The sequence below is a fragment of the Cryobacterium sp. N22 genome, from assembly GCF_002929555.1.
In the GTDB taxonomy this organism is placed as follows: Bacteria; Actinomycetota; Actinomycetes; order Actinomycetales; family Microbacteriaceae; genus Cryobacterium.
Genome location: NZ_PJJP01000036.1, coordinates 172843 through 191693, shown reverse-complemented (window position 1 = coordinate 191693; position 18851 = coordinate 172843). Strand labels below are relative to the sequence as shown.

18 protein-coding genes are annotated in these 18851 nt (G+C 69.4%); 11 read left to right on the top strand and 7 right to left on the bottom strand.

All coding sequences use genetic code 11. From position 1 onward, the window contains the following. Positions 1-96: 96 nt before the first annotated feature. Together CXY76_RS12360 and CXY76_RS12355 are read left to right on the top strand one after the other, a co-directional pair. Entirely contained in the window at positions 97-1806 is a 1710-nt protein-coding gene (locus CXY76_RS12360) for an AMP-binding protein (RefSeq protein WP_104164862.1), read from the top strand. Positions 1807-1886: 80 nt separating this feature from the next. After that, on the top strand, positions 1887-2678 hold the full coding sequence (locus tag CXY76_RS12355) for an MIP/aquaporin family protein (protein WP_104164860.1): 792 nt from the start codon (positions 1887-1889) through the stop codon (positions 2676-2678). On the opposite strand, the gene CXY76_RS12350 is transcribed toward CXY76_RS12355, so the two are convergent. Then, on the bottom strand, positions 2675-4207 hold the full coding sequence (locus CXY76_RS12350; protein WP_158253894.1) for a phosphotransferase: 1533 nt from the start codon (positions 4205-4207) through the stop codon (positions 2675-2677). The two genes, CXY76_RS12355 and CXY76_RS12350, sit on opposite strands and share 4 nt — an antisense overlap. A gap of 23 nt (positions 4208-4230) precedes the next feature. After that, positions 4231-4764 (bottom strand): GNAT family N-acetyltransferase, encoded by a 534-nt coding sequence (locus CXY76_RS12345; protein WP_104164858.1) that lies wholly within the window; start codon positions 4762-4764, stop codon positions 4231-4233. Positions 4765-4869: 105 nt separating this feature from the next. On the opposite strand from CXY76_RS12345, the gene ppsA reads away from it, so the two are divergent. Then, positions 4870-7290, top strand: coding sequence for a phosphoenolpyruvate synthase (gene ppsA, locus CXY76_RS12340; RefSeq protein ID WP_104164856.1), 2421 nt, complete (start codon positions 4870-4872; stop codon positions 7288-7290). Positions 7291-7306: 16 nt separating this feature from the next. Here the strand turns inward: ppsA and CXY76_RS12335 are convergent, their stop codons facing one another. Together CXY76_RS12335 and CXY76_RS12330 are read right to left on the bottom strand one after the other, a co-directional pair. Next, entirely contained in the window at positions 7307-7627 is a 321-nt protein-coding gene (locus CXY76_RS12335) for a hypothetical protein (protein ID WP_104164854.1), read from the bottom strand. A 57-nt stretch (positions 7628-7684) separates the two neighbouring features. Continuing rightward, complete coding sequence (locus CXY76_RS12330; RefSeq protein WP_104164852.1) at positions 7685-7966, bottom strand: hypothetical protein; 282 nt, start codon at positions 7964-7966, stop codon at positions 7685-7687. Between the two features lie 139 nt (positions 7967-8105). Between CXY76_RS12330 and CXY76_RS12325 the strand changes: the two genes are divergently transcribed. From CXY76_RS12325 to CXY76_RS12305, 5 genes are all read left to right on the top strand, one after another. Continuing rightward, positions 8106-8612 (top strand): VOC family protein, encoded by a 507-nt coding sequence (locus CXY76_RS12325; protein WP_233199768.1) that lies wholly within the window; start codon positions 8106-8108, stop codon positions 8610-8612. A 111-nt stretch (positions 8613-8723) separates the two neighbouring features. Further along, complete coding sequence (locus CXY76_RS12320; RefSeq protein WP_104164848.1) at positions 8724-9320, top strand: DUF4956 domain-containing protein; 597 nt, start codon at positions 8724-8726, stop codon at positions 9318-9320. Continuing rightward, a complete protein-coding gene (locus CXY76_RS12315) occupies positions 9317-10111 on the top strand; it encodes a polyphosphate polymerase domain-containing protein (protein ID WP_104164846.1) in 795 nt (264 codons plus the stop codon). The genes CXY76_RS12320 and CXY76_RS12315 overlap by 4 nt, the downstream gene beginning before the upstream one ends. A 51-nt stretch (positions 10112-10162) precedes the next feature. Then, the gene (locus tag CXY76_RS12310) at positions 10163-11989 is read left to right on the top strand and encodes a carbohydrate-binding domain-containing protein (protein ID WP_104164844.1); all 1827 of its coding nucleotides are present in this window, start codon (positions 10163-10165) and stop codon (positions 11987-11989) included. Between the two features lie 64 nt (positions 11990-12053). After that, positions 12054-12458 carry a phage holin family protein gene (locus CXY76_RS12305; protein ID WP_104164842.1) on the top strand — a complete coding sequence of 135 codons (405 nt, stop codon included), beginning with the start codon at positions 12054-12056 and terminating at the stop codon, positions 12456-12458. 21 nt (positions 12459-12479) lie between these two features. On the opposite strand, the gene CXY76_RS12300 is transcribed toward CXY76_RS12305, so the two are convergent. Further along, positions 12480-13682 (bottom strand): MFS transporter, encoded by a 1203-nt coding sequence (locus tag CXY76_RS12300; protein ID WP_104164840.1) that lies wholly within the window; start codon positions 13680-13682, stop codon positions 12480-12482. Between the two features lie 16 nt (positions 13683-13698). Further along, the gene (locus CXY76_RS12295; protein WP_104164838.1) at positions 13699-14364 is read right to left on the bottom strand and encodes a GntR family transcriptional regulator; all 666 of its coding nucleotides are present in this window, start codon (positions 14362-14364) and stop codon (positions 13699-13701) included. 155 nt (positions 14365-14519) lie between these two features. Here CXY76_RS12295 and CXY76_RS12290 point away from each other — a divergent pair, with 155 nt between their 5' ends. Further along, a complete protein-coding gene (locus tag CXY76_RS12290; RefSeq protein ID WP_104164836.1) occupies positions 14520-15365 on the top strand; it encodes an SDR family NAD(P)-dependent oxidoreductase in 846 nt (281 codons plus the stop codon). A gap of 8 nt (positions 15366-15373) precedes the next feature. Here CXY76_RS12290 and CXY76_RS12285 read toward each other — a convergent pair whose 3' ends face one another. Beyond that, a complete protein-coding gene (locus CXY76_RS12285) occupies positions 15374-16210 on the bottom strand; it encodes a hypothetical protein (RefSeq protein ID WP_146073446.1) in 837 nt (278 codons plus the stop codon). Between the two features lie 162 nt (positions 16211-16372). Between CXY76_RS12285 and CXY76_RS12275 the strand changes: the two genes are divergently transcribed. Then, positions 16373-17098 (top strand): DUF72 domain-containing protein, encoded by a 726-nt coding sequence (locus tag CXY76_RS12275; RefSeq protein ID WP_104164830.1) that lies wholly within the window; start codon positions 16373-16375, stop codon positions 17096-17098. Positions 17099-17308: 210 nt separating this feature from the next. Further along, a complete protein-coding gene (locus CXY76_RS12270; RefSeq protein ID WP_199190288.1) occupies positions 17309-18697 on the top strand; it encodes an FAD-binding oxidoreductase in 1389 nt (462 codons plus the stop codon). The last annotated feature ends 154 nt before the right edge of the window (positions 18698-18851 follow it).

Sequence of the window (18851 nt, the reverse complement as noted above, 5' to 3'; positions counted from 1 at the left end):
CCGCTTCGCCGCTGCTGCACACCCTCGCTGCACATATTCTCAGTCGGCTGGGCGTCCATGCCACTGGAGGCATCCACGGGTGAGGAAGATGGAACCATGACTGAGCGCCCGAGTACGACCAACTTCCGCCGCGCCCGTGACCAGCTCCTCGAACTGCGCAGCGACCACCGTGGCGCCTCCGCCGCCTTCGTCTGGCCGGACGTCGGCGACAGCTTCAACTGGGCCACCGACTGGTTCGACGTGATCGCCACCGGCAACGACAAGACCGCCCTGTGGATCGTCGAGGAAGACGGCCGCGAACTGAAGGTCAGCTTCGACGCCATGGTCATCCGCTCCGACCAGGTCGCCACCTGGCTCGTGCAGCACGGCGTCGCCAAGGGCGACCACGTCATGCTCATGCTCGGCAACCAGGTGGAGCTCTGGGAGACCATGCTCGCCATCCTCAAGGTCGGCGCGGTCATCCTGCCCACCTCCACGGTGCTCGGCACCTCCGACCTGGCCGACAGGGTGCTGCGCGCCGGCGTGCAGCACGTGATCGCCAACGCCGAGGACACCGCCAAGTTCGCCGGCGTGCCCGGGGACTTCTCCCGCATCTGCGTCGGCGAGCCGACCGCCGGCTGGACCGGCTACGCCGACTCCCACCGGGCCGCGGCCGGCAAGGTCGACGTGGCCGTGTCGTCGACCGACCCGTCGCTGATCTACTTCACCTCCGGCACCACGAGCAAGCCCAAGATGGTGGTGCACAGCCAGACCTCGTACCCGGTCGGCCATCTCACCACGATGTACTGGCTGGGCCTCCGCCCAGATGACGTGCACCTGGCCATCAGCTCGCCCGGTTGGGGCAAGCACGCCTGGAGCTGTTTCTTCTCGCCGTGGATCGCCGAGGCCACGGTGTTCATCTACAACTACTCGAGGTTCAACCCCGCCGCACTGGCGCACCAGTTGCACCGCGCCGCCGTGAGCACCTTCTGTGCGCCGCCGACGGTGTGGCGCATGCTGATCCAGGCGGATGTCGGCGCCAAGCCGGACAGCCTCCGCGAGATCCTTTCGGCGGGCGAACCGCTCAACCCCGAGGTCATCAATCAGATTCAGCGGGCCTGGGGCCTGACCATCCGGGACGGCTACGGCCAGACCGAGACCACCGCGATCGTGGGCAACGTGCCCGGGTCGGTCTTGTTAGCCGGTTCGATGGGGCTGCCGCTGCCCGGCGTGGCCGTGGTGCTCGTCGACCCGGTCACCGGAGCGCTCACCGAGGAGGGCGAGATCTGCCTGGACCTCAGCTCACCCGCGGTGAACCTGATGTCCGGCTACCACGGCGACACCACGCGCAGCACCGAGGTGCTGCGCGACGGCTACTTCCACACCGGCGACGTCGCCATCCGCGGCGAGAACGGCTATCTCACCTTCATCGGCCGCACCGACGACATCTTCAAGTCCTCCGACTACAAGGTCTCGCCGTTCGAGGTGGAGAGCGTGCTGATCGAGCACCCAGCCGTGATGGAGGCCGCCGTCGTGCCAGCCCCCGATGACACCCGGCTGAACATCGCCAAGGCCTATGTGGCCCTGGCGGCGGGCTGGGCGCCGGATGCCGAGACGGCCCTGGCTGTGCTGCGGCACGCCCGCAACGGCCTGCCGCCATACATGCGGGTGCGTCGGGTGGAGTTCTTCGAGCTGCCCAAGACCAACTCGGGCAAGATCCGGCGGGTGGAGCTGCGGGCGCGGGAGAACGAGGCCGCGGCCGCGCACGTGCGGTTGGCCGACGAGTGGCGCGATGACCAGTTCCCGGAGCTGAAGAAGCGCTCGTAGCCCTGGCCGGCCCAGCGGTGCGGGCGTTCGGCGGGTATGTTCCCCGTAGAGCGCCACCCTGCCCTGCGACGGGAGCCCAGATGAGTCAGCCGACCGAAGTCGTCCCCCAGGCCGTCCTCGACCGGATCCGGAATTTCTCCGATCCGCGTCAGGAATGGCGGCGACTGTTCTCCGAGCTGTACGGCACCTTCCTCCTGGTGCTCGTGGCCGCGGGCGGCGGCATGATGAGCCAGGCTTTCCCCGGGGTGATCAGCCGGACCGCCGCGGTCACCGCGCCGGGGCTCATGGTGCTCGGCGTCATCCTGTTCATGGGCAGGGTCTCCGGCGCCCACCTCAACCCGGCGGTCAGTATCGCCTTCGCCCTGCGCGGCGACTTTCCCTGGCGGCGGGTGCCCGGTTACATCGTCGTGCAATTGATCGGGGCTACCCTCGCCGGCCTCTTCCTCACCGCCGTGATCGGGGTGTCCGCCAGCTACGGATCGAACTACCCCGATGGGGACTACTCGGCGTGGGCAGCGTTCTGGATGGAAGCCGTGTTGACACTCGGGCTCGTGAGCGTGATCCTCGGCACGGCCTCAGGGGCGCAGAACGTCGGACTGTTCGGCGCGTTCGGTGTTGGCGCCTACATCGCGCTTGCCGGTCTCTGGGGCAGCCCGATTTCCGGAACGTCGATGAACCCGGCTCGTACCTTCGGCCCCGACCTGGTCGCCTGGGATTTCACCGACTACTGGGTGTATCTGGCCGGCCCCGTGGCGGGAGCGGTCGTTGCGGTCGGCGTCGCCTACGTGCTCAGGGGCAGGGGTGGCGGCAGCGCCGGCTCGGCCGCGGCCCAGGGAGCCCTGTTCACCGAGGTGCAGGAAGGCGACCGTTAGCCGTTGTGGTGGGCCTGCGCGGCGGATGCGTGAGCGGAACGATCCCGCGCAGCGTGGCGTGGCGCGGGGGTGTCAGACCCCGCCTGTTCGGCCAGACGTCGCACCGCCCGCAGCGGGATCGGCAGCCAGGACGGCCGGTTACGGCTCTCGTAAATGCTCTCGTAGATGGCCTTGTCGAGTTCGAACGCGGCAAGGAGGGGCTCCTGGCCGTCCAGTGCGGTGCTGCCCTCCTGGTGGTAGCCCAGCAGGAAGGCCGCCCGGGCGGTCGTGGCCCACTCGATCGCGGCGGGCCCTGCCGAGGGGTCCCGCATGGCGATGGTCGCGCCGACGTAGTCGAACGAGCGGAGCATGCCGGCCACATCGCGCAGCGGGATGTCCGGCAGCGAACGTTCGGCGAGCGGGCGCAGCGGCTCGCCCTCGAAATCGATCAGCACCCAGCCGCGACCGGGCACATCGAGCACCTGGCCGAGGTGGTAGTCGCCGTGGATGCGCTGCAGGTGCGGCCAGGTCGCCGCCTGCGCCCTGGCGAAAACGGCCTCGATGGCCTCACGGTGCGCGGCCAGCTCCGGCACCTCCCGTGCGGCCAGGCGGTAGCGTTCCCGCATCGTCAGGCACAACTGGTTGATCACGTCGGGGGTGGACGCCACTGTAGGAAACACCCGGTCGAGATCCCGGTGCACGGCGGCCGTCGCGACGCCCAGGGCGTGCGCCGGCGCACTGAAGTCGGTACCGGTCGCGGCGGCGTCCAGGGCCACCCGCCAGGCGTCTTCGACCCCGGGCAGGAATTCCTGGGCGAACACAAGGTGGCCGCTGTGGCGCGTCGGCGAGAGCGGGGTTGTCCACTCGCCGGAGACCGCGCCGATCGGCTGGGGAACAAACTTGGACCCGGCGCCGGCGAGGGCAGACTGCACCGAGACATCCGGGTTCGAACCGGCGGCGATCACCCTGAACACCTTGACGATGACCGGGCGGCCGGGCCGGCCGACCTCGTCGGCGATGTCGAGGATGATCGAGGTGTTGGACTGCTCGCCACTGAGCACCCGACTGGCCGTGACGGTGTGACGGCTGAGGTCGGCCGGCCCGTCGACGAGCCCACCGCCCGACGCCTGGTGCACCCGCAGCAGCTCCCCGCGCGCGGCGACGCCGGCCGGGTCGTCGGCTGAAGTCGACCCGCCGGTGGCGATGAACCCGAGCAGCGCCGCGGCGTAGGCGGGGTCGTGCGGGGCGTCGTAGAGATAGCGGGGGAGTCCGTCGGTCCCGCGCGTCTGGCCGATGAGCGCCGACGCGTCCGGCAATGGCTCCGTGCGCTCGGTCACGGGCAGCTGGTAGAGCGTGGAGAACCTGCTGGCCGTGTCGAGCACCAGGTGGCAGGCGATGCGCACCCCCGCCTCGTCGGTCGGCAGCGCCCACTGCCCGATGCTCCGCAGCACCGGGCTGTGCGCCTTGCCGGCAAACCAGCGCTGCTCGCCCACCCAGCCGTCGAGGGCCGGGGTGAGGTCGATGCCGGTGCCGGCGCTGGCGTGCTTCATGTGGTTCAGCGTAGCCGGACCCGCTACCGCCCAGACGCCGAACGAACCTTCGTGACGGATGCGCTCAGCAGCGACACGACGACGGTGTCGTTCTTGGTGGCCTGCTGCCCGATCTCGGTGAAGCCCAGCCTGTCGTGGAAGGCCAGCGACTCGGGGTTGGCCGGCCGCAGGTTGACCTCGCAGAACACCACATCGGTGGGCAGGGCACGCGCGGCGTCGAAGACAGCCGAGTACAGCCGGGCGCCGAGGCCGCCGCCGCGGTGGCCGGCCGCCACCACGATGCGGTCCACATAAAGAAAGGTGCGGGCACGGCCGGAGAAATACCGGTAATTCTCGCTGGCGTAGTCGGCGCCGGCCGCGAACAGGATCGCGAAGCCGAGCACAGTATCCGGCTCGGCATCCGCCACCACGGCGATCGCGCTGTGGCTCGCGGCGATCAGCGCCGTCAGGTCGTCGGCGTCGAGGTCGTTGACGGCGGGTACGGCCGCGCTGTTGAGGGCGAGCAGCTGGGCGGAATCCGTGTCACGGACGGGACGCAGGGAGAGCGACGGGGTCATCCTCCGACGCTAGTCGATCGGTCGGCGTCGCACTCCTAGCCGCATCTGATGGAGAGCAGTACGTTGCGGCTGCAGGTGTACGGCGTTCCACGGTCAGGAGGAATCATGCGCGGGCGTGAAGTGGTCTGGTTCAATTCGATCGACCTGACGGACATCCCGCAGGTCGGCGGCAAGAACGCCTCCCTGGGCGAGATGGTGCGCTCGCTCTCGGCCCGCGGCGTGCGGGTGCCCAACGGCTTCGCCACCACCGCGGATGCCTACCGCGCATTCATCGAGGCCAACTCTCTGGAACCCGTGATCCGCGAGCAACTCGACCGCTACCACTCCGGTGCCGCGTCGCTCCGCGAAACCGGCCAGAACCTGCGGGAGGCGTTCCTGGCCGGCGAGTTCCCCGCGGCCATCGCCGACGACATCCGCGTGTTCTACCGCACCCTGTGCAGGGACGCCGAGGTGACCAACCTGCCCGTCGCCGTGCGCAGCAGCGCCACCGCCGAAGACCTGCCAGACGCCAGCTTCGCCGGCCAGCAGGAGACCTTCCTCAACGTCAGCGGCGAACGCGACCTGCTCGAGGCCTGCCGGCGCTGCTACGCGTCGCTGTTCACCGACCGGGCCATCAGCTACCGCGAGGTGAAGAAGTTCGACCACCTCGACGTGGCCCTGTCGATCGGGGTGCAGCGGATGGTGCGCAGCGACCTCGCCGGTTCCGGCGTGATGTTCTCCATCGACACCGACACCGGCTTTCCGGGGGCTGCCGTGATCAGCGCGGCGTGGGGCCTGGGTGAAACCGTCGTGCAGGGCGCCGTCGACCCCGACAAATACCTGGTCTTCAAGGCGCTGCTGGGCGAAGAAGACTACGAGCCCATCATCGAGAAGACCCTGGGCCGGAAGGATCGCAAGATGACCTACGCGGAGGGCGGCAGCGCGCGCACCCGGGTGATCGACACCCCGGAGCGGGAACGCCGGGCGTTTGTGCTCGGCAACGCCGAGATCGTGCAGCTCGGGCGCTGGGCGGCCATCGTGGAGCACCACTACGGCCGGGCGATGGACATGGAATGGGCCAAGGACGGCCTCACCGATGAGCTGTTCCTGGTGCAGGCGCGACCGGAGACCGTGCACTCGCAGAAGAGCCTGACCCGGTTCTCGGTGAGCCGCCTCACCGAAAGCGGACCGCTCCTGGTCTCCGGTGTGGCCATCGGCGACAGCATCGCCACGGGGACGGCCTGCGTGATCAGGGACCCCGCCGACATCGAGAATTTCCGCGACGGCGCCATCCTGGTCACCGAGATGACCGACCCGGACTGGGTGCCCATCATGACCCGGGCGGCCGGCATCATCACCGATCACGGCGGCCCCACCAGCCACGCCGCCATCGTCAGCCGCGAACTCGGCGTGCCCGCGGTGGTCGGCACCCGCAACGCCACCGAGGTACTCACCGAGGATGCGCCCATCACCATCTCCTGCGCCGAGGGCGACGAAGGATTCGTCTATGCCGGCATCCTGGCCGCCGAGACCGAACAGATCGACCTGGGCGCCGTGCCGATCACCCGCACCCAGGTGATGGTCAACATCGCCAGCCCGGCCGCGGCCTTCGAATGGTGGCGGCTGCCCACCGCCGGGGTGGGGCTGGCGCGGATGGAGTTCATCATCAACAACCTCATTAAGATCCACCCGATGGCGCTGGTGCATCCGGAGCGGGTCACCGACCCGGCCGTGCAGCGCCAGATCAGCGAGCTCACCCGCGGCTACGACGACCTCGGCGAGTACTTCGTGAACACCCTGGCTCTGGGCATCGCCAAGCTCGGGGCGCCGTACTACCCGCACCCGGTGATCGTGCGGCTGAGCGACTTCAAGTCCAACGAGTACGCGCACCTGATCGGCGGCGACGTCTTCGAGCAGGCCGAGGAGAACCCGATGCTCGGCTTCCGCGGGGCATCCAGGTACTACGACCCCAAGTACGCCGAGGGTTTCGCCCTGGAATGCCGGGCGCTCAAGCGCGTGCGCGAGCGGATCGGCTTCAGCAACGTGATCGTGATGGTGCCGTTCTGCCGCACCACCACCGAGGCCGACAGGGTGCTCGCGGCGATGGCCGAGAACGGTCTGGTGCGCGGTGAGAACGGGCTGCAGGTGTACATGATGTGCGAGATCCCGGCCAACGTGATTCTGGCCGAGCAGTTCGCCACCAGGTTCGACGGTTTCTCGATCGGCTCCAACGACCTCACCCAGCTGGTGCTCGGCGTCGACCGGGACTCCGGCGACCTGGCGGCGCTCTTCGACGAGCGCAACGAGGCGGTGACCCGGATGATCAGCGAGGCCATCGACAAGGCGCACGCGGCCGGTATCAAGATCGGTATCTGCGGCCAGGCGCCGAGCAACCACCCCGATTTCGCCGAATTCCTGGTGGGCGAGGGCATCGACTCGATCTCGCTCAACCCGGATTCGTTCCTGAAGACCGTGCACCGTATCAAGGAGGCCGAGGTGGCGGGAGCGGCCGGCGTATGGCCCACGTCCGCCCGGGTGACGATGTGAGGCCGGGCGTTGGGTGCTATTCGCTGTCCTCGTCGCCGCGCAACTGGGCACCGTCGAGCACGGCGCGTTCGTAGTCGGCCTCTGCGGCGTCGGCGACCTGCCGGGCCGCGATCACGCGCTCGCTGATCCGGTGCTCGACGGCCTCGGCCATCGCCACCTCATCGGGGGAGGCGTTGGCCAGCAGGTCCTCGAGAACGTCGGGATCACGATGCATGGCCTCGATCGCGGACACCTCGGCACGGGCCACCGCCGCCCGGCTGCGCAGGAAGGTGATTCGCGCCTGCCACCGGCTGTTCTTCTCGTGTTCCTGGCTGGTGTCGCCCTCGTTCTCGCTCACGGTGCCTCCCTTGTCGGTGGGAGCCTAGCGCCGCATTCCGGCCTGCGGAATGGACCGTCAATCGTAGGCGCGTAGCAGCTGCCAGCGGCCGCCGCCGTCGTCGTGCTGGATGTCGAAGACGAGCGAGGTGCCGTCCTCTGCGGTGCCCTGGCAGCGCCACGCGGCCACCGGTTTGGGCGGGTGGGTGAGGAAGTGCAGCAGCTCGTCGGGCAGCGACACCGACGCCGTCAACGGCGTGGGGGTGTCGGTCACCCTGAACCGGCGGGCACGCCAGACCAGACGAACCGGAGAACCCTCCGGCGAGACCCAGACCGCGACGGTTTCGTTAATCAGACTCATGGCACATCACCTCAACAGATAGAACATATGTTCGAAGTTTACCCCTCGGGGTCTGACATTGCGAGATCGGGCCGACCCGATCCGGACGACTCTTCGTGCGATCGCCGGCCCGGGTGCACAATCGTCGGAGATTGCCCTCATGAGCCCCACCCCAACGAAGGAGTCCACCATGCAACCGATCACCCCGTGCCTCTGGTTCGATGACAGGGCCGAGGAGGCGGCGTTGTTCTATGTGTCCGTCTTCCCCAATTCCGAGGTCCTGAACGTGTCCCGCTACGGCGAGGGCGGCCCGATGCCCGCCGGTACCGCCCTGGTGGTGAACTTCAGGCTCGACGGGCTCGACTTCCAGGCTCTCAACGGGGGCCCTGGGCATCCGTTCACCGACGCCGTCTCGCTCTCGGTCACCGCGCCTGCCCAGGACGACATCGACAGGTTCTGGGACCTGCTCACCGGCGACGGGGGGACTCCCGGCCCGTGCGGCTGGCTGACGGACCGCTTCGGCCTCAGCTGGCAGGTCGTGCCGCCGGTGCTCGGCACCCTGTTGGCAGACCCCGATCCGGCCGCGGCCGCCCGTGTCATGGAGGCCATGTTGGCCATGAGCAAGCTCGACATCAGTGCCCTGCAGGCCGCCAGGGACGCCGGCTGACCGACTCGGAGGCGGCTCATAACCGAGGCATAACCGAGGCATAGCCGACTCATAGGGGCGTCCGGCTAGATGAACATCGTTGCGTTACCGACTGTTCATTTGGAGGACACCATGCTGCAGGCCGCGATCATCCTGATCGATCTGCTCTTCATCAGCCTGCTCACGTTCGGGCTGTATTTTCCGCGTCACCGACGCCGTGACCTCGTTGTCGCGTACCTCATTGTCAACGTCGGGGTGCTGGCCGTGGCGCAGGTGCTCGCGTCCAGCACCGTCGGCGTCGGCCTCGGTCTCGGTCTGTTCGGGGTGCTGTCGATCATCCGGCTGCGCTCGAGCGAGATCGAGCAGCACGAGGTTGCCTACTACTTCGCGGCGCTGGCCATGGGGCTGCTCGCCGGCCTCAGCGCCGAACCCACTGTGCTCACCGTGCTGCTGATGGCCCTGATCCTCGCCGTGGTCTACGTCGGCGACAACCCCCGCCTGTTCCGCAGCTACCGGCAGCAGAGCGTGGTGCTGGATGCCGCGTTCGCCGACGAGTCCGACCTCATCGTGCACCTCGAAGGGCTGCTCGGCGCCCGGGTGCACGGTGTGTACGTGCGCAGCCTCGACCTGGTGAACGACACCACCCTCGTCGACGTGCGCTACCAGGTGGGCGCGGCGCGCACCCTGGCTCCCACTCTGGTGCCGGTTCTGCAGGGCACGGGCCGATGAGCGCCGTGCCGACCGGCGTGGTGCTGGACGTGCCGCTCGCGGGCCTGGACACCATCGGGCTGGCCGAGCTCACCGAACGGGCCGGCCTGCTCACCCGCATCGACCGTAAGTACGTACTGCCCCGCTCGGAGCTGGACGCGGTGCTGGCGGGCCTGGACCCCGGTGTGCGGGTGCTCGACATCGACGGGGTGCGCTCCAGCGCCTACGAGTCGGTGTACTTCGACACCCCGGAGCTCACCAGCTTCCTGATGGCGGCGCATCCGCGCCGGCGCCGCTTCAAGATCCGCACCCGCACCTACGTCGACTCCGCCCAGAGCTACCTCGAGGTGAAGACCCGCGGCGGCCGGGGAGCGACGGTCAAGGACCGCCTGCCGTATGCGATCGACGACAGGGCCACGCTCACCAGCGAGGGCCGAAGGTACACCGACGCCGTGCTCGGCGAGGCCGACATCACCGGCGCCGAGGGGCAGGACCTCGTGCCGACCCTCACGACCCGATACCGGCGCACGACCCTGTTCCTGCCGGAATCGAGCAGCCGGGCCACGATCGACACCGGCCTGTCCTGGTCGACGGAGCGCCGGGCGAACGCTCCGCAGCGCCGGCTCGACCGGCCGGGGCTGGCGATCGTGGAGACCAAATCCGGCTCCCGGGCATCCGCCGTCGACCGGATTCTCTGGGCCAACGGCCATCGCCCGGCCACCGTCTCGAAGTACGGCACCGGCATGGCCGCATTGCGCAGCGACCTGCCCGACAACAAGTGGGCACCGGTGTTGCGCCGGTACTTCCGCTAGGCGCCAGCGCCTGCCTTGTTTTTGACTGACCCCACCGATTGGAACGACGCCATGAAGAATTCGCCCCAGACCCCCGCCGCCCGCGTGCTGCCGTTCCTCGTTACCGCGGCCCTGTTGACCGGCTGCACAGCCGTCGCCTCGACCACGGACTCGACGGACACCACCTCCGCCGGCACCGCCGCGGTCGCCATCGACGAGTCGACCACAGCCGCCGAGGTGCTGGCCGCCAACCAGGAGACCCACGACGACGCCGACGACTACGAGTGGGACGCCGCCGTCGTCGTGCAGATCGCACTGGACGGCGAGAGCGCGTCGGCCGACAACGGCGCCGTGACCATCGCCGGCAGCACCGTGACTATCACCGCGGCCGGCACCTACGAACTCAGCGGCACCCTGGACGACGGCCAGATCGTCGTCGCCTCCTCAGGGGAGGGCACCGTGCGCCTGATCCTCAACGGCGTCGAGATCGCCAACTCCACAGGTGCGGCCCTCGTGGTGACCGAGGCCGACGAAGCGATGATCGTGCTCGCCGACGGCTCCAAGAATTCCTTGGCCGACACCGACACCTACGGCGAGGATGCCGACGCGAACGCGGCGCTCTACAGCGCGGCCGACCTCACCATCACGGGCAGCGGGTCGCTCGACGTGACCGGCAACGGCAACGACGGCATCACGAGCACGGATGGCCTGATCATCAACGCGGGCACCGTCACGGTGACCGCGGTGGACGACGGCATCCGCGGCAAGGACTACCTGGTGGTCGACGGTGGCACCGTCACCGTGACCGCCGGCGGCGACGGCCTCAAGGCCGACAACGAAGAGGACGTCACCCGGGGCTACCTCGCCCTCACCGGCGGCACCGTCGACGTGACCGCCGTCGGCGATGGCCTGCAGGCGGTCACCGACGTGGTGTTCGCCGGGGCCGACGTCACCGTCGAATCCGGCGGCGGCCACACGGCGACCGTCTCGGAGGACACCTCGGCGAAGGGCGTCAAGTCTGGTGTGGTCACCGTGATCGACGGCGGCACGCTCACCGTCGACGCGGCGGATGACGCCCTGCACTCGGACGGCACCGTGCGGATCGCCTCCGGCACGGTGACCCTCGCGGCCGGCGACGACGGCGTGCACGCCGACACGGCGCTGGACGTCATCGGCGGCGTCACCACCATCACGACCTCGTATGAGGGTCTGGAGAGCACGACCATCAGCATCGGCGGCGGCACGGTCTCGATCACCGCCAGCGACGACGGCATCAATGCGTCCAGCGGCAGCAGCACCACCACCGATACCGCCGAGGCTCCCGCTCCAGGCGGTGGTGGCGGCGGCATGGACGCCGACGGCGGGGAGACCATCACCCTCACCGGCGGCACCACCACGATCGACGCCGACGGAGACGGCTTCGACTCCAACGGGTCGGCGACCATGAGCGGCGGCATCCTCGTCGTCAACGGGCCGACCAACAGCGGCAACGGCGCCCTCGACGTGAACGGCGCCTTCACCGTGACCGGCGGCACCCTGCTGGCCGCGGGCAGTGCCGGGATGGCCGTGTCGCCCGACGCCGGGTCGGCGCAGTCGTTCGTGGCGGTCTCGCTCGATTCGGTGCAGGCCGCCGGCACCACCGTGCAGCTGGTGAACAGCGCCGGCGACGTGGTGGTCGCCTTCGAGTCGATCAAGGACTTCCAGTCCGTGGTGTTCTCGTCAGATGAGGTGGTCGACGGCGAGAGCTACAGCGTCTACGTGGGCGGAACGGCGTCAGGCCAGATGGCCGCGGGTGTCTACAGCGACGGGGACTATGCCTCGGCCGCCAACACCAGCAGCGCCACGGCCGGGGTGGCCGCCACCGGCACGATGGGCGGCGGCGGCGGGGGACCGCGCTGACCGGCCACGAGGGGGAGAGCGCGGTGGGGATGACGGGGACCCGCGGCGGCGCTACCATCGCGGCATGATTCGCATCCTGTTGCGCGCGCTGGTCTTTCTGCTCTCGGCGGCCCTGGGTCTGTGGGTGGCGTCGCTGGTGCTGTCCGACCTCACCGTGACGCCGAGCGGATTCGTGACCGCGGTCGTGGTGTTCGCCGTGACCCAGAGCGTGCTCTCGCCGTTCCTCGCCAAGGTCGTGGCGCGAGGAGCGCCGGCGTTCCTGGGCGGCATCGGCCTGCTGTCGACGTTCGTGGCGCTGTGGATCGCCTCGCTGTTTCCCGGCGGACTCACCATCGAGGGTTGGCAGACCTGGATCCTGGCCGCGCTGGTGGTCTGGCTTATCACGGCCCTGGCCACGCTCCTGCTGCCGCTGGTGTTCCTGCGTGAGGCGAAGGACAAGCGCGGCGAGGCCGCCCGCCCGACCCCCTGACGCCGGATGCCGACGGCGGGCTCAGGCGCGGCGGAGACCCACCGCGGTCAGCGCCAGGCAGCCGGCGCAGGCCGCGGCCAGCAGCGAGAGCATCAGCGGGTAGCTCGCGAACTCGGTCAGGCTGGCGAAGAGCACGGGGAGTAGGAAGCCCACGTAGGTGAGGCTGTAGTACACGCCGGTGATGCCGGCCAGGTCGGTGGGGGTGGAGATCCGTTGGATCTCGACGAGGCCCGCGACCACCGTGATGCCGTAGGCGGCGCCCAGCAGGACGCCCGTGATCAGTGCCAGCACCGGGGAGAGCGTGACGGCCGTGCCGACGGCGCTGAGGATGCCCGTGAGCATGAGTCCCATGCCCACCAGGATGGCCCGGCCGTTTGTGATGGAGTTGAGCCTGGAGACCTGGGGTTGCACCAGGGCTCCGGTGCCCAGGGTGACCACGGTCAGGAGGGTGGCGAAGGCCAGGTTGAGCTCGCCGAGCTGCGACTCCACGAGCTTGGGCATCATGGCGTAGGCGATGCCCGCGGCACCGAACACCCACGGGGCGGTCGGCAGCACCACCCTCAGGAACCGGCGGTGGCCGGCCAGCGGCACCTGCAGGTCGAGCCACAGGGAGGAGTGCGCCCGGCTGCGCGGCACGGTCTCCGGTGTGCGCAGCAGACGGGGCAGGATCAGCATGCTCAGCACTATGTGCACGGCGTAGGGGAGCAGTGTGGGCAGCGGGCCCCACTGGGCCAGCACGCCGGACACCCCGGCGCCCAGGCCGAAGCCGACGGTCAAGGTGAGGGCGGGGCGCCGGGCGCCGGCGGTGGGCCGGGCGACGAGGTCGAACGGGGCGCTGGAGAGTTCCTTGATCCACGCGGTGCCGACCGACATCGCCACGCCGACGCTCAGGCCGGCGAGGAACCGGCCCAGGCAGATGACGACCTCGCTGGAGAACCCGAGCCCCAGCAGGATGCTCGCCACGATGCCGGCGAGGACCCCGGCGACCACGAGGGGCTTGCGGCCGTGGCGGTCGGAGAGGGCACCGGCCAGCAGCAGGCCGGGAACCAGGCCGACGACGTAGAAGCCGAGGAACAGGTCCGCGGTCACCGTGGAGTAGTGGCCGAGGGTCTCGTACATGTGCAGCAGCGGGGTGAAGTGGTTGCCGCCCCAGGCCATGACGAACAGGGCGGGTGCGGCGAGGTGCCACGGGGGAGTGGCGCGGGGAGTACGGCGGATGGTCATGGTGCTTTCTGTTCGGCTAGAGCATCCGGGGCAGGCGGTGGCCGGATTCCAGGTGGGCACGGAGCGCCTGGTCGTAGGCGGCGGTGTCGCCCACCCGCAGGTGCTCGGCCAGGAGGCGGTGCTCGGCGATGAGCCTGTCGATGCTGTCGGGGTCGCGCGCGGCCACCCTGTGCACCAGGCGTTCGAGCCGGGGGCCGAGGCGGGAGTAGATCTCGTCGATGACACTGTTGTGCGTCTCGTCGACGATCCGCGAGTGGAAGCGGTGATCGGCACGGGCGTAGGCCAGGAGGTCTCCCGCGGCCGCGGCATCCGACTGCGCCTGGATCAGGGCACGCAACTCGGCCTCGACGGCATCGATCTGGGCGGGGCGCTCGCCGAGGAGCTGCACGGCCTTCGTCTCGAGCAGGATGCGCACCTGCAGGAGTTCGGCGGTCTCGGTGTCGTCGACCGCGGTGACGATGGCGCCCTTCTTGGGGAAGAGCCTGAGCAGGCCGGCCGACTCCAGCGCGAGAAAGGCCTCCCGCACCGGGGTGCGGCTGAGTCCGAGGGACACGGCGACATCGCCCTCGGTGATGAGGGCGCTCGCCGCGAGCTCGCCGGAGATGATGGCATCGGCCACGTGGGTGTACGCACGCTCCACGGCTGAGGAGCCCACCGTGCGGGAGCCTGGTGATAACTGCATTCCCCCATCGTATCGAGAAACCGGGCTGATAAATGCATCAATAACCTCAACACGCGTCGGCGGCGGCTCGCCGGAGGCCTCCCGGCCGCCCGCAGTAGAGTTCAGGGATCGTGAGTCGCTGATGCCTCGCCCCGAAACGAGTGGAAGAGCACCTGATGACCGACCGAACCATTGTGATCACCGGCGCCAGCGACGGCATCGGTGCGGCAGCCGCGCGAGCGTTGGCCGCGACCGGTGAGCGCATCGTCATCGTCGGGCGCTCGCCGCAGAAGACCGAGGCGATCGCCGCCGAACTCGGTGCAGACCACTTCATCGCCGACTTCGGCCGGCTCGCCGAGGTGCGCACCCTCGCCGCCGAACTCCTGCAGCGCTACCCGCGGATCGACGTGCTCGCGAACAACGCCGGCGGCATCATGGGCAACCGCGAGATCACCGTCGACGGCCACGAGAAGACCTTCCAGGTGAACCACCTGGCTCCGTTCCTGCTCACCACCCTGCTGATGGATCGTCTGCTCTCCAGCCGGGCGTCGGTGATCAACACCTCCAGCACCGCCAACCGGTTCGGCCACCTCGACCTCGACGACCTCGAGAACGACCGCAAGTACTCGCCCAACAACGCCTACGGCGACGCGAAGCTCGCGAACATCCTCTTCACCCGCGAACTGCACCGGCGCTACGGTTCACGGGGCCTGGTCACGGCGGCGTTCCACCCGGGTGTGGTGGCCACGAGCTTCTCCACAGGCTCCACAAGCATCATGCGGCTGGTCTACCAGACCGCCCTCAAGCGCATGCTCATCACGCCGGAGAAGGGCGCGGACACCCTGATCTGGCTGGCGAGCACGGCCGCCGGGGTCGACTGGCAGTCGGGCGAGTACTACGAGAAGCGCCGGGTGCACTCCACGAACCGCCAGGCCACGGATGCCGGCCTCGCGACGGCGCTGTGGGAACGCAGCATCGACATGGTCGCCACCGACCTGCTCCCGCAGGGCGGCGTCCTGTAACGAGCGGGTCAGGCGATCCTGGTCAGCGCCGTGAACGACATGGTCGCCGATTGCCCGTTCTGGCAGGTCTGGTAGAGCAGGTCGTAGCCACGGGGAATGTCGGCGGTGCTGTGCCTGTCGGCGTTGAGCATGACCACGATGCCGTCCACCCTGTAGGTGCCGGCGTGCACACCGGTGAGGGTGATCACGGTTCCGGCGTCGTCCGGAAAGTCCTTGCCGCCGCAGGACCAGTGCTCGGCGATGGTCGGCACGTCCTGGTAGTGGGCGGTCACGTCCACGGAACCGGTGCACTGGTCGAGCTCTGCGGTCCAGCCCGTGGCGTGCACGTTGTTGGAGTACCGCTCGCGCAGGATCCGGTCCTGCTCCGCCTGCCACTCGGCCATGGCCGCGGTGACGGCCGCCACCGGGGCGGCGAGGTCCTCGGCGACGCCGTCGACGCCGGTCGCGGCGCCGAAGTCGAACGCGGCGAGGACGCGGGCGTGCTCGCGCACGCCGGCACCCATCTCGAAGAGGGAGGTCGGCGCCGCCGAGGACGCCGCGGTGCTCTCCGCTGCCGTGAGCTCCCGGGCGGCCGCGCTCAGGCTCGTGGTCGCGGTGTCGATGGCGTCGGCCAGCGCGAGGCGGGGCTGCTCGGCGAAGACCTTGCCCTCGCTCGCGGTCAGGGTGGCGATGGCGTCATCGAGGGCGCTCTCGCCAGCGGTGACGGTTCGCACGGCCGCGGCCTGTTCGTGCTGGAAGGCGGCAGCCGCGGCATCGTATTCGCCCTGGGCCGTTGACAGGGAGACCGCCCGCACGACCAGGGCGATCAGCAACAGCAGCACGAGGGCGACGGCGGCCACGATCATCCGGGCACGGTTGCCCGTCGCCCACCGCGCCGGTGGGAGGCGTGGGCGAGACGAGTCTCGAGCATCCTCTGAAATTCGTGCCACCCCGCTTCGTATGCGTGCTGGTCGTGTCGCACGTCCGGTGACTTGAAATACTACCGACCCGGTGTTAGGACCAGACCGATGATTCACATCGGCACCTCGGGCTGGAGCTACGACCATTGGGAGAACGTGCTCTATCCCGCCGGCCTGCCCGCGGCCAAGCGGCTGGCTTCCTATGTGGCCGCGTTCGACTCTGTCGAGCTCAATGCGAGCTTCTACCGGTGGCCCCGGACGACCGTGTTTGCGAGCTGGTACCGCCGGTTGCCACCGGGGTTTCTGATGTCGGTGAAGGCTCCCCGGGGGCTGACCCACGCGAAGAAGCTCTATGCGCCGGAGCTCTGGGCAGACCGGATCGGCGCGGGCTGGCACGAGCTGGGCGACCGGCGCGGAGTGCTTCTTGTTCAGCTGGGACCCGGCCAGGCCCGCGACGATGCGCGCCTGGACTACTTCCTCGGTGCCCTTCCGTGGTGGATCCGGGTGGCGGTGGAGTTTCGGCACGAAAGCTGGCTCGACGACGGGGTCTTCGCCCTGCTGGAGCGGCACGGAGCCGCCTACTGCGTGATGAGCGGGGCGGGGCTGCCCTGCGTGCTGCGCGCCACCGCGCCGTTCGTCTATCTCCGGCTGCACGGGCCCGCGCACGACTCCCTCTATGCCGGGTCGTATTCCGACGCCGACCTGCGGTGGTGGGCCGGCCGCATCCGCGAGTGGTCGGCACAGGGGCGGGAGGTGTTCGCCTACTTCAACAACGACGGCGACGGCAACGCGGTGCGGAATGCCTGGGCGCTGCGCGCGGAGCTCGGGGTGTGACCCGTGCCCGATGCCCGCACAAGGCCCCTAGCGCCCGGGGCGAGGGTGAGATATGCAAAGCGGGGGCAGGGCAGAAAATTGCGCTGCCGACCTTGCCAAAGAGCAGGTCACCGTGAAATCACCTGCATAGAATTGTGGCCCGGGCGCGGTCTGACGAGTGGGCGCGTCGATGAGGCACCGGTCGACGGTGCGTATCCAGCAGAGGTATCCATGACCATGATCGACGTCGCGTCCACAGTTGTCACCGAGCTTTCCGCCGTGCTCTCCAGCGCGCAGATCGTGACGGGCCCCCACACCGAGAGCAACCGGCGCGACCAGTCCGAGGGCACCCTGAGCGGCGAGCCGCTCGCCGTGGTGTTTCCGGCCAGCACCGAGGAGGTGGCCGCCGTGGTCACCATCGCGGCCGCCCACCGCATCCCGATCGTGCCGCAGGGAGCCCGCACCGGACTGGCCGGCGGGGCCAACGCGATCGACGGCGCCATCGTGCTGAGCACCACCCGGCTCAAGAAGATCCTGGTCGTCGATGCCGCGAACCAGACCGCCACGGTGCAGGCCGGCGTGCGCACCATCGCGCTCGCCCGTGCGGCCGAGGCCGTCGACCTGTTCTACCCGCCGGACCCCGGCTCGTGGCGCGCCTCGACCATCGGCGGCAACGTGGCCACCAACGCCGGCGGGATGCTCTGTGTCAAGTACGGCGTCACCGGTAACTTCGTGCGCCAGCTCACGGTGGTGCTCGCCGACGGGTCGATCGTGCGCACCGGCCAACGCACCATCAAGGGTGTCGCCGGCTACAACCTCACCGCGTTGCTGGTGGGTTCGGAAGGCACCCTGGGCATCATCACCGAGATCACCGTGGGCCTGCTGCCCAAGCCCGGTGCCCCCTCCGGTGTCGCGGCGACCTTCGCCAACACCGCGGATGCGTTGGCGGCCGCCAACACCATCGTCGCCGGCGACCGCAGGCCGAGTGTCGTCGAGTTCCTCGACGGTTCCTGCATCGCCGCGATCAATGCCTTCGATCCGGCCTCGACCCTGCCCGCCGGGGCCGGCGCGTTGCTGCTCGTGCAGTCGGACCAGATCGGCCAGGCCCACGACGACGTCGAGGCCTACGCCGAGGTGCTGCGAGCCGCCGGAGCCGGCGAGGTCACCATCGCGCATGACGCCGAGTCGCTCGAGCGGCTGATGAGCGCACGGCGTCTGCTGCACCCGGCCGTGCAGGCGGTGCGCGGCGGCTGCCTGAACGAGGACATCACGGTGCCACGTTCCGAGCTGGGCGCCCTGTTGCGGGGCCTGGCCGAGATCTCCAGGGAACTCGACGTGCCGATCAGCACCGGCGGCCACATCGGCGACGGCAACCTGCATCCGGTGATCGGCTACGACCCCGCGGTGCCCGCCGAGATCGACAAGGCGCACGCGGCGTTCGCCAGGGTGATCGACCTGGCCATCTCGCTGGGCGGGTCGGCGTCGGGGGAGCACGGCATCGGTGTGCTCAAGCGGGCACACCTCGATGACGAGCTCGGCCCGGTGCTGCGCGACCTGCAGCTGCGGGTGAAGGCGGCGTTCGACCCGCACTCGATCCTCAACCCCGGCAAGAAGCTCTAGCGCGGCGGTCCTGCGCGCGGGGTCTGAGCGCCGGTCGAGACCGGGAGAACTGACTTCGAGAACGCACCAATCTCGTTGGTCGAGCTTGTCGAGACCCCGCGAGCCGTTTCCAGGAACGCGCCCATCCCGTTGGTCGAGCCTGTTGAGACCCCGC